14 protein-coding genes are annotated in these 15766 nt (G+C 59.9%); 10 read left to right on the top strand and 4 right to left on the bottom strand.

Annotation, left to right across the window (positions count from 1 at the left end; translation table 11 throughout):
• Positions 1 to 190, bottom strand: a 190-nt coding sequence (locus GOB93_RS21260; protein WP_206752617.1) for a hypothetical protein, incomplete at its 3' end; no start/stop codon positions are given.
• A 301-nt stretch (positions 191 to 491) separates the two neighbouring features.
• Between GOB93_RS21260 and GOB93_RS15540 the strand changes: the two genes are divergently transcribed.
• The 5 genes from GOB93_RS15540 to GOB93_RS15520 all read left to right on the top strand — a co-directional run bounded on the left by GOB93_RS15540 (position 492) and on the right by GOB93_RS15520 (position 5931).
• A complete protein-coding gene (locus GOB93_RS15540; protein ID WP_173584414.1) occupies positions 492 to 1697 on the top strand; it encodes an aminotransferase class V-fold PLP-dependent enzyme in 1206 nt (401 codons plus the stop codon).
• A gap of 99 nt (positions 1698 to 1796) precedes the next feature.
• On the top strand, positions 1797 to 2111 hold the full coding sequence (locus tag GOB93_RS15535; protein WP_173584413.1) for a ferredoxin family 2Fe-2S iron-sulfur cluster binding protein: 315 nt from the start codon (positions 1797 to 1799) through the stop codon (positions 2109 to 2111).
• Positions 2112 to 2359: 248 nt separating this feature from the next.
• Positions 2360 to 3460: a tRNA 2-thiouridine(34) synthase MnmA gene (gene mnmA, locus GOB93_RS15530; protein ID WP_173584412.1), complete on the top strand. Its 1101-nt coding sequence runs from the start codon at positions 2360 to 2362 to the stop codon at positions 3458 to 3460.
• Between the two features lie 232 nt (positions 3461 to 3692).
• Entirely contained in the window at positions 3693 to 4475 is a 783-nt protein-coding gene (locus tag GOB93_RS15525; protein WP_173584411.1) for a response regulator, read from the top strand.
• A 181-nt stretch (positions 4476 to 4656) separates the two neighbouring features.
• Positions 4657 to 5931 carry an ATP-binding protein gene (locus GOB93_RS15520; protein WP_173584427.1) on the top strand — a complete coding sequence of 425 codons (1275 nt, stop codon included), beginning with the start codon at positions 4657 to 4659 and terminating at the stop codon, positions 5929 to 5931.
• A gap of 21 nt (positions 5932 to 5952) precedes the next feature.
• On the opposite strand, the gene GOB93_RS15515 is transcribed toward GOB93_RS15520, so the two are convergent.
• On the bottom strand, positions 5953 to 8349 hold the full coding sequence (locus tag GOB93_RS15515; protein WP_173584410.1) for a penicillin acylase family protein: 2397 nt from the start codon (positions 8347 to 8349) through the stop codon (positions 5953 to 5955).
• 359 nt (positions 8350 to 8708) lie between these two features.
• Here GOB93_RS15515 and GOB93_RS15510 point away from each other — a divergent pair, with 359 nt between their 5' ends.
• Complete coding sequence (locus GOB93_RS15510) at positions 8709 to 9095, top strand: RcnB family protein (protein ID WP_173584409.1); 387 nt, start codon at positions 8709 to 8711, stop codon at positions 9093 to 9095.
• A gap of 278 nt (positions 9096 to 9373) precedes the next feature.
• Positions 9374 to 10216: a Dyp-type peroxidase gene (locus tag GOB93_RS15505; RefSeq protein WP_173584408.1), complete on the top strand. Its 843-nt coding sequence runs from the start codon at positions 9374 to 9376 to the stop codon at positions 10214 to 10216.
• Between the two features lie 260 nt (positions 10217 to 10476).
• Here GOB93_RS15505 and GOB93_RS15500 read toward each other — a convergent pair whose 3' ends face one another.
• Entirely contained in the window at positions 10477 to 11280 is an 804-nt protein-coding gene (locus GOB93_RS15500) for an SDR family NAD(P)-dependent oxidoreductase (RefSeq protein ID WP_173584426.1), read from the bottom strand.
• A 175-nt stretch (positions 11281 to 11455) separates the two neighbouring features.
• On the opposite strand from GOB93_RS15500, the gene GOB93_RS15495 reads away from it, so the two are divergent.
• On the top strand, positions 11456 to 11635 hold the full coding sequence (locus GOB93_RS15495) for a hypothetical protein (RefSeq protein WP_173584407.1): 180 nt from the start codon (positions 11456 to 11458) through the stop codon (positions 11633 to 11635).
• A gap of 126 nt (positions 11636 to 11761) precedes the next feature.
• Here GOB93_RS15495 and GOB93_RS15490 read toward each other — a convergent pair whose 3' ends face one another.
• Positions 11762 to 12553 carry an SDR family NAD(P)-dependent oxidoreductase gene (locus tag GOB93_RS15490; RefSeq protein WP_173584406.1) on the bottom strand — a complete coding sequence of 264 codons (792 nt, stop codon included), beginning with the start codon at positions 12551 to 12553 and terminating at the stop codon, positions 11762 to 11764.
• 847 nt (positions 12554 to 13400) lie between these two features.
• On the opposite strand from GOB93_RS15490, the gene GOB93_RS15485 reads away from it, so the two are divergent.
• Together GOB93_RS15485 and mntR are read left to right on the top strand one after the other, a co-directional pair.
• Positions 13401 to 14486: a CorA family divalent cation transporter gene (locus GOB93_RS15485; RefSeq protein ID WP_173584405.1), complete on the top strand. Its 1086-nt coding sequence runs from the start codon at positions 13401 to 13403 to the stop codon at positions 14484 to 14486.
• 420 nt (positions 14487 to 14906) lie between these two features.
• Positions 14907 to 15407, top strand: a complete 501-nt coding sequence (gene mntR / locus GOB93_RS15480) for a manganese-binding transcriptional regulator MntR (protein ID WP_338422396.1) — start codon at positions 14907 to 14909, stop codon at positions 15405 to 15407.
• Positions 15408 to 15766 lie beyond the last annotated feature (359 nt).

Raw genomic sequence — 15766 nt, 5'->3', positions numbered from 1 at the left:
AGGAATTCAAACGCATCGCTATGCGTGCCGGCAAAACGGACAAAAGCTTCAGCGCCATGATCTGTCTCGCTGCAGCCATCATCCACTCACGGTGAATCCCCACAGACCTTAATATAAAAGAAGTTTTTGGTGAAGCTTTTTTCAAAAAGCTTCGGAAGACGCCGCCTTTTTGAAAAAAGGTGGCACCCAAAAACTTTTATTACTTTTTATCCGGAGACCTGGCGTGGATGCTTTTTGAGTCTGGCTGAGACAGACAGATGACCTGGAAACAGAAAACATAACACCATCAACTTGTTATGGAAGTTTTTGCCCGCGCATCACTTTTGAAACAGTCTCTGAGGAACAGCAGCCTGCCCCGTCAGGCGGACCGGGATGCGAAGGCCCGTCAGGCGGCGTTATCCCTCACCTTTGCGACTGAACCCTGACAAACAGTCGCGCAGACCCTACCTTAATCGCCCGAAACCACACTCCAGCGGAAGGAAAGGTGAAAGGTGGACGAACTCTATCTCGACAACGCCGCCACCACGCCATGCGACCCGCGCGTCGTGGCATGTATGATGCCTCTTTTCGCGGACGAGTTTGCGAACCCGCACAGCAGCACGCACGCGCCCGGCGGGCGGGCTGCCCGGGCTGTGGAAATTGCCCGGGTTGAAGTCGCGGATCTGATCGGCGCCGATCCGCGCGAGATCATCTTCACGTCCGGAGCCACGGAAGCCAACAATCTCGCCATCAAAGGCGCCGCCCGCCATCGTCTCCGTCATGGTGACGGGCGCCGTCGCATCGTTACGGTCGCAACCGAGCATAAATGCGTGCTCGAAAGTGTCCGCGATCTCGCCTGCGAAGGCTTCGACCCCGTCATTCTGCCTGTCGACAGTAACGGACGCCTCGATCCTGCCCGTCTTCGGGAAGCTGTCAGCGTTCCGACCGCCCTTGTCAGTATTATGGCCGCCAACAACGAAACCGGGGTTCTCCAGGATCTCCCGGCCCTTGGCCGGATCGCGAAAGACGCCGGGGCTCTGTTCCATTCGGACCTCGCTCAGGCCGCCGGTAAAACCGCCGTCGATGTTCGTGCCCTCGACCTGGACCTGGCCTCCGTGTCCGCTCACAAGTTGTACGGCCCGAAAGGGATTGGCGCGCTCTTTGTCCGCCGTCGGCCCCGCGTGCGGCTGGAGCCCCTTTTCTCCGGTGGCGGTCAGGAACGCGGATTCCGCTCAGGCACCCTGCCAGCCGCTCTCATCGCCGGCTTCGGCTGTGCCGCCCGGATTGCCGCCGCCGAAGGCGAAGCGGACGCCCGCCATCTCGCCTATCTGGCCGAAGCCCTGTCCGGCGGACTGCTTGCCAGGCAGGTGGCTTTTTCCATCAACGCAAAGGAAGCGCCGCGCCTGCCCGGTATCCTCAGTCTGTGCCTTCCGGGAGTGCCCGCCCTCGCCCTGATGGAACGAACTCCGGAGCTTGCTCTTTCGGTCGGCTCGGCGTGCTCCTCGGCCGACCTCGCGCCGTCCTATGTGCTCACCGCCATGGGGCTTTCGCCTGTGGAAGCCGCAGAAAGCTTGCGTCTCTCGCCCGGACGTTTTACGACGCCCGCCACTATCGCGCGCGCGGCTGGCCTGATCGCCCGTGCCGCGCAGCAGGTGAGGGAGCAGGACCCGCCTGGAACAGACCCTGACCGGATGGTTTCATCCGGCAGATTGATCTGAGCCGGTGACGATGCTCGCAGGACAATAACAGCCGGAGCATGGACCCTGAACGGGTGTGAAGCCGCCATGCCTCCACGATAGCCGGAACGGGAAAGCTGAATGCCGCACATGATTTTCGTCGAGCCCGATGGAACTGAACGCAGGGTCGATGCGCCCGTCGGCCTCTCCGTGCTCGAGATCGCCCACAAACATGGCGTTGACCTCGAAGGCGCATGTGAAGGTTCGCTGGCCTGCGCCACCTGCCATGTGATTGTCGATCCTTCCTGGGCTCCGAAACTCGCGGAACCGACGGAAGATGAGGAAGACATGCTCGACCTCGCCTTCGGACTTGAAAAAACCTCCCGGCTCGGCTGCCAGATTGTCATGACAGACGCTCTGGATGGCCTGACCGTTCGCCTTCCGCGCAAGAGCTGACCTGAAAAAACCATGCTGACAGATACCGACGCCCTGAGAGCTCTGCCTCTGATCCGCCGAAGGCCGCAGGCTTCGGGGCGCCGGGTTTTTGTCGCATGTGTGAAGACTCCGGCGCTCTGGCCTGAAATCCGGCAGAGGCCGCGAGTCTTTGCAGACCATTCTGTTCCGGGCGGATCGGAGTACAGAAGCCTGCGGTCTGTCGTGGGTTCGGTGAAAGCCCCGATCATGCGCGCAGGGGCGCTCCGGCCATGACCCGCATTCTTGTTGCCATGTCCGGGGGTGTCGACAGTTCCGTTGTCGCCGCCCGCCTTGTCGCGGAGGGACATGAGGTCATCGGTGCGACGCTTCAGCTTTACGATACAAGGGGCGAAGCCAGAAAGGGTGCCTGCTGCGCCGGCCGTGACATTCAGGACGCCCGCGAGGTCGCGGGGCGTCTCGGGATTCCGCATTACGTCATCGATGCCGAACAGCGTTTCCGCGACAGCGTGATCGGGAAATTCGCGGATTCCTACGCCAGCGGCGAAACGCCGGTTCCGTGTGTCGCCTGCAATCAGGGCGTGAAATTCACCGACCTTCTCGGTCTGGCGCGCGATATCGGCGCGGAAGCAATGGCGACCGGGCATTATGTCCGCCGTATCGAAGGCCCGGACGGCGCCGAGCTGCATCGTCCTCTGGATGCCGACCGCGACCAGAGCTGGTTCCTCTTCGCCACGACACAGGCGCAGCTTGATTTTCTTCGCTTCCCGCTCGGGGACATGCCGGACAAACGCGCCGTCCGTGGCGAGGCCGAACGCTTTGGTCTTGCCGTTGCCGATAAGCCTGACAGTCAGGATCTGTGTTTTATTCCGAAAGGATCGTACGCCGATCTGGTTGAAACGCTGCGGCCGGATATGCGCGGCGAAGGCGAGATCGTCGATCGCTCCGGGACTGTCGTCGGTCGCCATGACGGCGTGACACGCTTTACCGTCGGTCAGAGCAAACGTCTTGGCGACGCCGCCCGGCAGCAGGGCGAGCGGCAGATGGTGGTCGGGATCGACCCCGCGCGGAAGCGCGTCATCGTCGGTCCGCGGGAGAGTGCCGCGGTGCTCTCCTGCCAGCTGCGGGACATGAACTGGCTCATTCCGCTTCCCGGCGAGGCGAACGGAGAGGCTGTTCGCTGCATGGTGCAGCTTCGTGCCCGTGAGAAACCCCGCTCCGCGACCGTAAGGCGTGTCGGAACGGGCGCTGAAGTGACTTTCGACGAGCCGGCCATGCCTGCGCCCGGCCAGGCATGCGTGCTTTATGACGGCAGCCGTGTCCTGGGTGGCGGCCTGATCTGCCGCGCTCCGGTCATGACGGCGCAGGCCTGAGAACGACTCCGCTCGACGGGTCGCTCAAAAGCAGGTTACAGTTTCCCGAACCGGCAGAGAGCCGGGCGCTGGCAGGGGCCGGCGGAGGTCTTCCGTCCGACCTGTTCAGCAGGCGGCCATGCGGGAGAGTCGCGGCTTTTGCCGGGTTTCGGCCTGCACGCCGATCCTGTGCAACATTTGTCGCAAAAAAGACGTTGTCATCGCACTCTCAGGATCAGACGATAAGAAAAATATGACCGACACAGCTTCATCCGCCCTCGCCCAGCAGGATCTTCCCGTCAGAGTTCTCATCGTCGAGGACGATCCGGGGATGCGTACGCTCCTCAGCCGGACTCTGCAGTCTGACGGATACCGTATCCGCGCCGTGCCGGACGCCCGTTCGATGTGGGAGGCGCTGGAAACGGAAGCCGCCGATCTGATCATCCTGGACGTGATGATGCCGGGCATGAACGGCCTCGATCTGTGTCGCGCTCTTCGTCAGGGGGGCATCAAAGGCAACGTGGAGGATGATGCGTTCAAGCGTGTCCCCATCATCATGGTCTCGGCCCGGGGCGAGGAGCTCGATCGCGTTCTGGGTCTGGAACTTGGCGCGGATGATTACGTCGCCAAACCGTTTGGCCAGAAAGAACTGCTCGCCCGCGTTCGCGCCGTTCTCCGGCGTGGTCAGCTGGGGGGCGCTCCGGCGACCGACCGGCCACGCCGCGAGGTCGTCAATTTCGCCGGCTGGTCGCTTGATCTCCGCCGCCGCGAACTTTACGACCCGACCGGCGCCGCCGTGGAAATTTCGGGGGCCGAGCATGACCTTCTCGTCAGCTTCCTGGACAACCCCCAGCGTGTCATCGGTCGCGACCGTCTTCTCGAGCTGTCCCGCACCCGCCTGTGTGACGTTTCCGACCGTTCCATCGACGTTCTGGTCAGCCGTCTGCGCCGCAAGCTCGGCTCCGATGCGGATAACCTGATCCGCACCGTCCGGGGACAGGGCTATATTTTCACAGCCCCCATCGAACGGGTCTGAGGCTTTTGCTCCTGATTTCGTGAAACGAATCACGCGCAGGGGCTCGTCATCACCGCCGGGAGCGGCGAAAATCCCGCCTTTCTGTGATCCCCGGAGGGCGGAATCCTTGTCAGCACCCGTTGAACGCACGGAGCGCGAGCGTCGCATCCGCCTCTGGCCGCGCGGCCTTGTCGGACGTGTCATGCTCGTCCTTCTGGCGTCAATCGGTCTCGTGTTCATCGTCAGCTGGACACTTTATGAACATGCCGAAGCCTATATCGAGGACGGAGACCGCCTCGATCTGATCGGCGAGCGTCTGGCCACTGATGTCCGTGTCCTCGATGGCGCTGCCCCCGGCGCGCGGCCCATGCTGACGACCATGCTTTCCACCAACGATCTGCGCATGATCTGGCTCCCGTCCGGCGCTCCGCCCGACAACGAGAAGGAGCCGCTTCGCATGACTCAGCTTCACAATCAGCTGGTCACGGCCAACCCAATCCTCGCCCACGCGCAGCTCCGGCTGCATCCCGGCGGCCCCGGCAAATGGACCGATGTCACCGGCACCGTCCTGCTCGCCGATCACAGTCAGATACGCTTCACCGCTCCGGACATTCTCCGCAGCCATCTCGTCACCCGTGGACTCGCCACAGCGACGATCGTCACGCTCTCCGTGCTGCTTGCCGCCGGCATGCTTGTTCACGCTCTCAGCATGCCGCTGCGCGCCCTCGCGACCGTTGCCGACACTGTCGGTTCGGGCGCATGGGAGCCGCTGGAAGAAAAAGGTCCCCGCGAGGTCCGGCGTCTCGCCCGCGCCATCAACGAGATGCAGAAACGCATCACCAGTCTCATTGAAGACCGGACCGAAGCTCTGGCGGCTGTCTCGCACGATCTCCGCACCCCGCTCGCCCGCCTCCGTCTTCGCGCCGGGTTTCTCACGGATACGGAATCGCAGGAGGCGATCGAAGCCGATATCGACGAAATGGAAGCCATGGTCACCGGCGTGCTGGCCTATCTCTCCGGCGAGAAAAAGCGCGAGGTTTCCCGGTCCGTCGATCTCGTCGCGATCCTCACAACCATCGTGGACGACGCTTTCGATCGTGGCGCGGCTGTCACCTATGAAGGTCCCGGCCGCTGTCCCGCCCGTCTGCCACCTCTCGCCATGAAGCGCGTTTTCACAAATCTCGTGGAGAATGCACTGAATTACGCCGGTTCCGCCACAATCCGCCTGAGCAGGCAGGACGGGGAGATCATTGTCGACGTCGAAGACGAGGGACCCGGAATCCCCGATATCGAACTCGGCCGGGTAACGACGGCTTTCCACCGCGTCGAAACATCCCGTTCCCGCAAGACCGGCGGCCTGGGGCTCGGTCTCGCCATCGTCAAACGCGAAGTCGAGCGGACTGGCGGCACGGTTGCCCTGGAGAACCGTCCCACGGGCGGTCTCCGCGCCCGCGTGACTCTGCCCGCATTTTCGTGAGGCCTGGCTTTCGGGACGGGTTCATTCAGGCAGCAGCTGCAACCGGAACGCAGCCGCTCCCGGGAGGAGCGATTGCGGTTTCCCATGAACCCAGGCACCATGCCCATGTCCGTAATATGGCAGAACCGGGTTAGCCGCCTGCCCCATCGGCATTTCGAACAATCCGGTTTCCTCATGCCCCGGACTGACCACCAGCCGTTCGGATGCGCCAAATCCGGAGACCTGAACCCGGGGCACGACGGTATCTCCCGCTTCCGCCTCATCCGCCGGGTCTGTCAGATATCCCAGCAACGGCACCGCCCGCGCCAGCGGATGATGAATCCCGACATGGTTGACGGCGCCCCAGGTAAAGCGCGTCAGGCCGCCCGCAGCGGTCACGTCGTCGGCGACCTTTTTTAAAATCTCCGCATCAGTCGCATCCCAGTCTGCGAAGGATGGCGGAACAAGCCCTGGCGGACGTTTTTCAAGCAGCGTTTCAACGGCCCAGGTGCTGCGTGGCGGAGCGTGCAGCCCATGAGAGTCCGGCAGCTTCAGGCCGGACGCCCATGCACCGAAAACAGTTTCGATCGCCCGCAGGCGGTAATCATGCACCAGCCGGTACCCGACCGATTCAGGCACCGCCCGTTCTCCCCACTGTGCGACAATAGGAGTCCAGGCTGAAAATACCATTTTTCCATCGAGAGCTTTCAGAAGCAGCGCCTGCCAGCCTCGTAAAGCGACCGCATGATCGTCGAGCTGAATGGCCAGGAAATCCTGCTCGCTGAACAGTGTCCGGGCAAATAGATCGTCCCGGATCTGTCCGGCCCGCATCCCGTCGGCGTATCCCCCGTCACCCAGCGCTGTTAAGTCCTCTCCGCCGACGACACGCCCGTTCGCCGTCCACAGGCGACCTGATGGCGGATCGATAATTTCCGGAACGTCACCGGGTGCGAGCCAGCCGTTCCAGCCATGCTGCCCGTCGGCCCAGGAATGCGGCATCCGGTCATCCAGCCCGACCCGACGCGGAACGGGTCCAATAATCGTCCAGCCAATATGACCGGCGCTGTCTCCGGCCAGCATGTTTTCGTGCGGCAGGGCCGCGACATGCGCTGCATCGAGAGCCGCCCGCACATCTTTCGCCGCTTCGAGCGCCAGCATGCCGCGCATATCGACCGCGTTGTCATCCTCCGCGCTCCAGCGCCACACAAGCGGCGCTCCGGACGCATCGTGTCCCGTCACCGGTCCCCAGATCGTCTGTTCGATCCGCTGCGGCGCGCAGACATCCCGTGCAGGGCAGTGCTGTTCCGTAACGACCTCAATATCGCGCGGGCCGTCCGGCGTCTGGTAACGCCACGGCGCCCCCGGTGCGGCTGCCGGAAGCTGATCGAGGCGGATCAGATCGCCGCTTTCGATATATCCGTCGGTAAAAGCCCATGCGACGCGGGTGTTGCTGCCGACGATCTGTACGGGCTCACCCGGCAGGGTCACGCCGGTCAGATCGAGTGCGGGAGCCGCGGTTTCCGACGATCTGACAATCTGACGCGCCCGATACCAGATATTGGGAACGCTCAGGCTCAGATGCATGTCATTCGCCACCATGGCCGATCCTGTGGCTGTCAGCTTCCCGGCGACCGCGAAATTATTCGATCCCCGCTCAGCTTCCGGTGCCCGGACATCCGCCGGCATACGGCTTCCTTCATGCGGTGGCAGCGAAACCGGCATGACCGGCGCCTCCGATGCGGATCCGTCAGCCGGCGCGTCGAGCGGTGTCTGCTCCGGGTCCAGAAACGCCGTCATTGCCGGCCCGAGCCGGTCCGTGAGCGCCGCCCGTAATTTCTGCGCGGCTCCGTCATCGCTCTGCAGATCGAAATACATTGCGTAAACGACAAGAAGAGAATCAATATCCGTCCATGGACGCGGGGTTGCCCGCAGGATCGCATATTCGAACGGGGCGTGGTGCAGTGCGCTCAGCCCCGCATTCACACCTGCCGTATAGGCGTCCAGCACAGCCCGCGTTTCCGGGTCCTGACGCGCCAGGACCCGGCCGGCGTGAAGACGAAACCGATGCAGACGATGCCTGAGATCAAGGGGCAGGGCCGCCTTACCCACAAGCTCCGACAACTCGCCCGCGCCAGACCGGCGCATCAGATCCATTTCGAAAAACCGTTCCTGGCCATGGAGAAAACCAAGAGACCGTGCGAGATCATATCTGTTTCGCGCCGTGATGGCCGGGACTCCGGCCGCGTCGCGCACGATGCTGACCGGGGCGGAAAGTCCCGCAAGAACCACGTTGCCTGAGAGCACCGGCCGGCTCGCGTAAAGGACCCACGCACCATATCCGGCACCGGCCAGGCCGGCACCGGTCACGAGCGCCGCTGCAATAATGCCGATACGTCCCGCACGAACATGGCGCCGTCCGGACCCTGACGAGATACGCATCGTTTCTCACTTCACTTTGTATGCATGGAGTGTAACGACGCAATGAACCGCCCGGCAACCGGTCTCCTGTGACCGGCCGGTTTCGCGTCCGCTCATGATGCGCCGGTCCTGCGGCGGAGCGCCTGTCAATCTCAGGGCAGAACCGGCAGATCCCTGAAGACGGACCGGAACGTCTGTCAGATCAGATCTTATGAAGCCCGAACGGTTCGCCGGGAACCAGCCCACTCCGGGCCTCGCGAAGGCCGTGACATCCGGGCCGCGAAACAAACCTGTCTGCTCTCTTTTCGTTCTGGCAGAACTGAAGACCCGTCCCGATGCGGGGTCTCGTCCGGAGTTGTCAGAAAGGAAGAAAAAGCGCCATGCGAACAAAGACGATCGCTCTGATCATGGCGACGCTGCTGGGAGCAGCACCCGTCTGTGCAGCCGCGCAGCCTGGTCCCTGGCGTCACGGCCCGGGAGGCTGGCATGGTGGTCCGCCACACAGGGGGCCCGGTCGCTGGGGTCCCTCATACCGGTGGGGACCGCCGGGACGCTGGAGACGGCCACCCCCGCCTGTCTGGCGGCCGGGCCTGCGCTACTGGGGCGGAGATCCCTGGGTCGATAACTGGCGGGGGTATCCTGGTCTGTATGCCCCTCCGTACGGTTACCGTTGGGTAAGAGCCGGCAACCAGTTTCTGCTGACCGCGGTTGCGACCGGAATCATCACCGCCGTCGTCGCCGGAGCCGTGGCGGGGCCTGTCCGGTAAAGAGGGGGCCGGCATTCCGCGCGGCATCGTGCCATCACAGTGGTCATGACCGGGCGTAAAGGCGGCCTTCTGAGAACCCGGGTTGCAGATCACATGACTGCTTCCGGAATACTTTTCTGAAGACAGTCCGGACAGTTCTTAATTCAGTCCGGATATTTCATAATATGAGACCGGACGGGAAGACGAAAACAAATCCTGTTCCGGTCATCAGCTTGTAATTTCAGCGCCGGCAGGCCAGTTTCGCTTCATCTTTCTGTTCAGCAAACACTGGATACTTCATGCCGGCTCCGATTAGATCGCTCTGTGCCGATCTTTCGGGGCTGCGGCGCACGGTGGGATTCCGCGATCTGAATGGCCAGCTCTCCTGCGTCATGGGTTTTGGCTCCGCTGCCTGGGACCGGCTGTTTCCTAGGCCGCGCCCGAAAGAGCTGCATCCGTTCAGAGAAATCAGCGGCGTCCATCACGCCGTGTCCACGCCTGGTGACATCCTTTTCCACATCCGTGCCATCCGCATGGATATGTGTTTTGAGATGGCCGCCCTTATCATGCAGCGTCTGCGTCCGTTCACGGCCGTCATCGATGAAGTCCATGGCTTCAAATATTTCGACGATCGCGATCTGATCGGTTTCGTTGACGGGACTGAAAATCCGGAGAACCAGGCCGCCGCCGAGGCTGCTTTCATCGGCGATGAAGATCCGGACTTTACGGGTGGCAGCTATGTCGTCACGCAGAAATATCTTCATAATGTTGATGCGTGGAATAAACTTCCGGTCGAAACGCAGGAAAAGATCATCGGCCGCAAAAAACTTTCCAATGTCGAACTCGATGACGCCACGAAGCCTGATTATGCGCATAATGCACTGAACGTCGTCATGCGTGATGGCAGGCAGATCGACATCGTGCGCGACAATATGCCGTTTGGTGAGATCGGCAAGGGCGAATTCGGCACATATTTCATCGGCTATGCGTGTTCCGTCTCGACGATGGAAGAGATGCTGCAGAATATGTTTGTCGGTAAACCTGCGGGAAACTATGACCGCCTGCTGGATTTCAGCAAGGCGGTCAGCGGTTGTCTTTTCTTTGTTCCAACCGTGGATTTTCTCGATAACGTTCCGGGCTGAGGTTGCCGCCTTCCGTCCGGGGCCGGCGCAGGGATTGCTCAGAGGCTGTTTTAAAGCCTGTTCACGAGCAACCTCCTGTAAATTATCAGAAGTTTTTGGTGAAGCTTTTTTCAAAAAGTTTCAGAAGACGCCGCCTTTTTGTAAAAAGGCGGCACCCGGAAACTTTTACTGTTTTTTGAGTCTGGCTGAGGCGGACAGATGATAATGATGGCCGGAGGTCTGCGGTCTCCGTGGAGATCCGGGCAGAACTCTACAGAGGGTCAGATGATTCCGCCCGAAATCGGCAGATTCACTCCGGTCATATAGTTCGAATCCTCCCCCAGCAGAAACGCGACCACACCTGCAATTTCCTCCAGAGACCCGTAACGGCGCATGGGTACGCCGGCGATCATCTCTTTGGCGACTTTCTCCGGATCGTCTGAAAAATACTGACTGCCTGCTTTCGCCTGCAATTCAACCTGACGATCCCACATATAGCCCGGTCCGATCAGGCCGGGGCTGATCGCGTTGACCCGTATGTTATGCGGGGCGAGATCCTTCGCCGCCACCTGGGTCATCCCGACAACAGCGAATTTCGAGGTACCGTAAGCCGCCATGTTCGGCGGGCCTTCCACGCCGGCCATGCTCGCCGTATTCACGATCCGCCCGAACCCGCGCTTTACCATATGGCGCGCCACCGCCTGCAGCACAGAGAACGCGCCGCAGACATTGATCATCATGACTTTCTGAAAATCATCTTCGGGGTAATTCGGTACGGGGGTGAAAGCGCCCTGATAACCGGCATTGTTGAACAGGAAATCAACGCCTCCAAAATCCGATACGATCTGATCCACGGTCTTTCCGACATCGTCCGCATCGGTAATATCAAGACAGTAGGTTCCGGCTCTTCCACCTTTGTCGGTAATTTCTTTCCTGGCGCTGGCGAGTTTATCCGCATCCATATCCACGAGGGCGATCGCCGCGCCATCGGCCGCGAGGCGCAGCGCCGTTGCAAGACCGATATTTCCGCCGCCTCCGGTAACGATCGCAACCCGTCCTGAAAATGGTGCTGTTTTATCGGTCATCATCTCAACCTTCTTCAGATTCCCTGAGTTACAGGATTATGTATTCTGATATGAACGGGTAAAGACGGGACTGGTTCATGTCCGGTCCGGGACTCTGCCCTGCCTCCTGATTATTTTAGGAGCCAGTTTCAAAGTTTTCCCGGTGAATCTCCTGTAAATTATGAAGAAGTTTCTGGTGAAGCTTTTTCAGAGAATTTCGGAAGATGCCGCCTTTTTGAAAAAAGGCGGCACCCAAAAACTTTTGCTATTTCAGGCATTTATCATGGGGTGCATTTTTGATTCCGACCAGGGTAAACAGAGTGCCGGAACAAAAAAATATTACGCCACCAATATGGTATGGAAGTTTTGTTTCTGAATGGCGTTTGAAACAGTCTCTGACAAGCCGCGATCAAAGGGACCGCGTCCCTTTGAGGGGCACGGGGCAAAGCCCTGAAAATCGCTCCACGCAGATTTGCAGAGACATGGGATCATCGTCGGTACATCACAGAGTCTTCAGCATCCCGCCATCAACGAAATAGGACGATCCAACACTGTAACTTGCCTTATCCGAGCACAGAAAGACAAAGAAATTCGCCAGCTCTTCCGGAGTTCCGAACCGTCTGATCGGAGCGTTCTCATCTGCGACGCTTTGCAGATAGGCTTCCCAGTCACCACCGGTTTTCTCTGTGAGCTGCTTCGCTGTTTTTACCCAGTCCGGCGTCAGAATCAGTCCTGGATTGACACAATTGACGCGGATGTTGTCTTTGATGACTTCCGTCGACAGGGTCTTGGAAAACATCATCAGCGCGGCCTTGGTGACATTGTAGATCGGTTCGTACCAGAGCGGCTGCACGGCACAGATCGACGCATTGTGCAGGATCACTCCGCCGCCCCGCGATTTCATGCCGGGGACCAGCCCGCGTGCGAGACGCACCGCTGCCATCACATGCAGATCCCAGTAAAACTGCCACCTGGAATCATCCGCTTCCATAATGGTTTCGTTCGATCCGGTTCCCGCATTGTTGATCAGAATATCCGCGCCGCCGAATTCCCCGGTTGTCATTTCGAGAACCGCATCCACTCCTCCGGGCGTTGCGATATCCGCCGCTGCGCCGACTGCCCGGACCCCGAATTCCGACGAAAGTGCCTGAGCCGCTTCATTCAGCCGCTCCGCCTGCCGCGCGACCAGCACGAGATTCGCTCCTTCTGCCGCCAGTCCTCTCGCAACCGCCAGCCCGATCCCCGCACTCGCGCCGGTAACGACAGCAACTTTATCCGTCAGTCCGAAATCCATTGTCTTTTCCTCATGATTGCAGGCCTGCTTCAGACAGTGCGCGGAGACAGCATATCTCCCGGTTTTTCTGTTCCTTTGCTGAGCATGCTTACTGAAACGAAAAAGCACCCGATGGGGTTGCTTCTTCTTCCCGGAGAAGAAATCGATAATCACGCGCCGGCGGAAGACTCTTCCTCATGCGGTGTCCGGGGAGAGTAAGGGACTGTTTCAAAAGCTTAAAAGGGACAAAACCGTTCATAACAAACTGATGATGTTATGGTTTTTTGAATCCCGGCCATCTGTTCGCTTCAGCCAGCATCAGAGGCTGCTAAGCAATAAGCCTTTGATAAAAAACAACAAAAGTTTTTGGGTACCGCCTTTTTTCAAAAAGGCGGTACCTTCTGAAGCTTTCTGAAAAAAGCTTCACCAGAAACTTCTTTATAATTGAACAGAGATTCCGTGAGCAGGCTTTTGAAACAGCCTCTGAGCTGACAGTCATCTCCCCTTTGCGGCCGTCTGCGCCGGGATATTCATCCGGAACGATCCCGCCCGCGGCCTCCCGGAAACGGTTCTGTGACTGGCCACGCCGCAGGCGATATTGTCCCTCGCAGCGGCTTCACCCGAAACCGGTCTCACTTTCCTGTGCGGAGATATTCCTGCGTGTTCAGGGTCACCTGGCGGTTCCGGGAGCGCATAGCCGGAACCCGCATTTTCTGACGTTATAAATCAGGCAATTGCGTCACAGCACATTGTCAGCCCCGGAAGCCTGTGCGACATCTCGGCTCGATAACGCCTTGGTGTCTCGCCGTCTCTTTGCCGGAGAGTCGCATCGTCCGTTATCAGACCCCGCCGATACCTTCATCTCCGTATGACGGGTCGGTTTTCCCGTCCAGCGGAGATATTGAGGAGGGATCCGGTGCACGATGTTCAGACTCTCCCGCTCGCCGCGACGGATGCCGGCGCCGCCCTGGCGGATGGCCTGGTCTGGGCCATTCTGTGCAATCCGGGCGAGAAGCCGGAGAAGCTGACACCGGAAGAGGTTGCAGATCGTCTCGCAGGCATCCCGCCGGACCGTCCCGGCTGGATCTGGCTTCATTTCGACATCGTTCATACCGTTTCCCGCGCGCAGGTCGAGGCCATTCCCTGCCTGCCCGAAGATGTAAAACAGGCGCTCACCAGCACCGATCGCGGCGCCCGGCTCGAATCCGAGGACGATCTCGTTTATGGCGCACTGCCCGCTTTCGACGACGCCGCCTCGGAGGACGATCGCGACGTTTGTATCTGGCGCTTTGCTCTCCTGCCTGACCTGCTGATCACCACCCGCCGGCATCCGATCCCGGCGCTGGGCGTCGTTTACCGTGAGCTGCAGCGTCAGAAAGTACCGGAAAATCCCGCCTGTCTCGTCGATCGCGCCCTGCTCGAATTCGCCGACACCGCACGTCGCGATCTCTCCCGTCTCGATGACCATCTCGACCGGGCTGAAGACGTCCTTCTCCTCCTCGATCGTGATACGGATCTCGGTCGCATGGGTGGCATGCTGGGGCAGGTGCGGCGTCGCTCCACCGAACTGCGTCGCGTCATCGCCCCCGTGAACCGCATTTTCCATGACGAGGAACTGGAACTGCCGGAATGGGCGGAGGACGATCTCCGGGATCGCTCCCAGCGCCAGATTCACGGCGCGCTGGACGATCTTCTTGCTCTCCAGGACCGGGCCCGGTCCCTTCAGGACGAACTGACGTCGAACCAGGCCGAAGAAACCAACCGCCGTCTCTATATCGTCTCCGCCGGTACCACTCTCATGCTGCCCGCAACCTTCGTTACAGGGTTCTTTGGCATGAATACCGGAGGCATGTTTCTGACCAGCGGATCGTGGGGCACTGTCGATGCCGGTATTATCTGCTTTCTCATCATGCTGGGAACCTGGTTCGTACTGAAATTCACCCGGATGCTGTGAAGCACCGGCTCCCGGTTTTCCAGGTCCCGTCTTTGTGGCTTACGGGTTCATTCCGGACCGGACTGAAAAATCTGGTCATACGGCAGACCCAGTGGCCATATCCGCCGCCGTTCCTTGATCTGTCTGTAACGTTTGCGGCACGCCTGAAGAGTGCTGACAAATCCCGAAAATCGCCAGCCAGTATCAGTTGTGCAGCAAATGCGGCTCCCGACCATACGGACTGCCCGCGAGCCAGAACCTGACCGGCGGCCATACTGCTGATTCCGGGTCGCCCCGTAATTCCCGTTCGGAGTCCGTTCATGGCTGTGCCGGCGGCCCTGCCCGTGGCGATGTGGCTGGATCTGTCGTTTTCCGGAGCACTGGATTCAGCGCGCCGCATACTTTATTCGGGGACGAATATTGTCTGAGCGGGAAAACGACGTGTCAGGAAAGAAAAGCGTCCGGATCGCAGGCGTGATGCCTGATGCGCAGACCCAGTCTGAGGGATTCCGGGCCGCGCGCGTGGCCCGCCAGAACGTGCTGGTCGAGGATTATCTCGAACTGATCTCGGATCTGCTGGCCGAGGGCAGCGAGGCGCGGCAGGTCGATATTGCCGGCCGGCTGGGTGTGTCGCAGCCGACAGTCGCAAAAATGCTCGGCCGTCTAACCGCGGACGGCCTGGTCACCCGGAAACCCTGGCGCGGCGTATTTCTGACAGTTGCGGGCCGGAAGGTCGCGGATGAGGCCCGCAGGCGGCATCGGGTCGTCGAAGCGTTCCTGCTGGCGCTCGGCGTCAGCCACGAGAACGCTCTGATCGACGCCGAAGGCGTGGAACATTACGTGGGCGAGGAAACGCTGTCCCTTTTTCAGGTGGCCATTGAGGGCGGGTTGCGGGAGTTCATGACGAAGCTTCGTGCAGATCCGAAGAAATCCACGGTTTAAAGGCATTTACGGCGCTGTGGCTTTTCAGGGGTCCGCCCCGAACCCCGCAAAGGGACGCGGTCCCTTTGATCCCGGTTTGTTAGAGGCTGTTTCAAAAGCCTTCTTGTGAAATCTTCTTTAAATCGCAAAGAAATTTTTGGTGAAGCTTTTTAAAAGCTTCAGAAGACGCCGCCTTTTTGGGAAAAAGACGGCACCCAAAAACTTTTATTGTTTTTTATCAAAGGGTTGTCGTGGCGCGCTTTTTTAAGGCTGGCTGAGATGAGCGGATAAACGGAAAAAAAACATAATATTATTCGTATGTTATGAAAGGCTTTATCCCGGTGAAGCTTTTGAAACAGTCTCTTAAACAAAACGAACAA

This window comes from Acetobacter musti, assembly GCF_011516835.1.
In the GTDB taxonomy this organism is placed as follows: domain Bacteria; phylum Pseudomonadota; class Alphaproteobacteria; order Acetobacterales; family Acetobacteraceae; genus Acetobacter; species Acetobacter musti.
The sequence above is the reverse complement of the archived record's forward strand: the minus strand, read 5'-3'. Positions and strand labels throughout refer to the sequence as shown.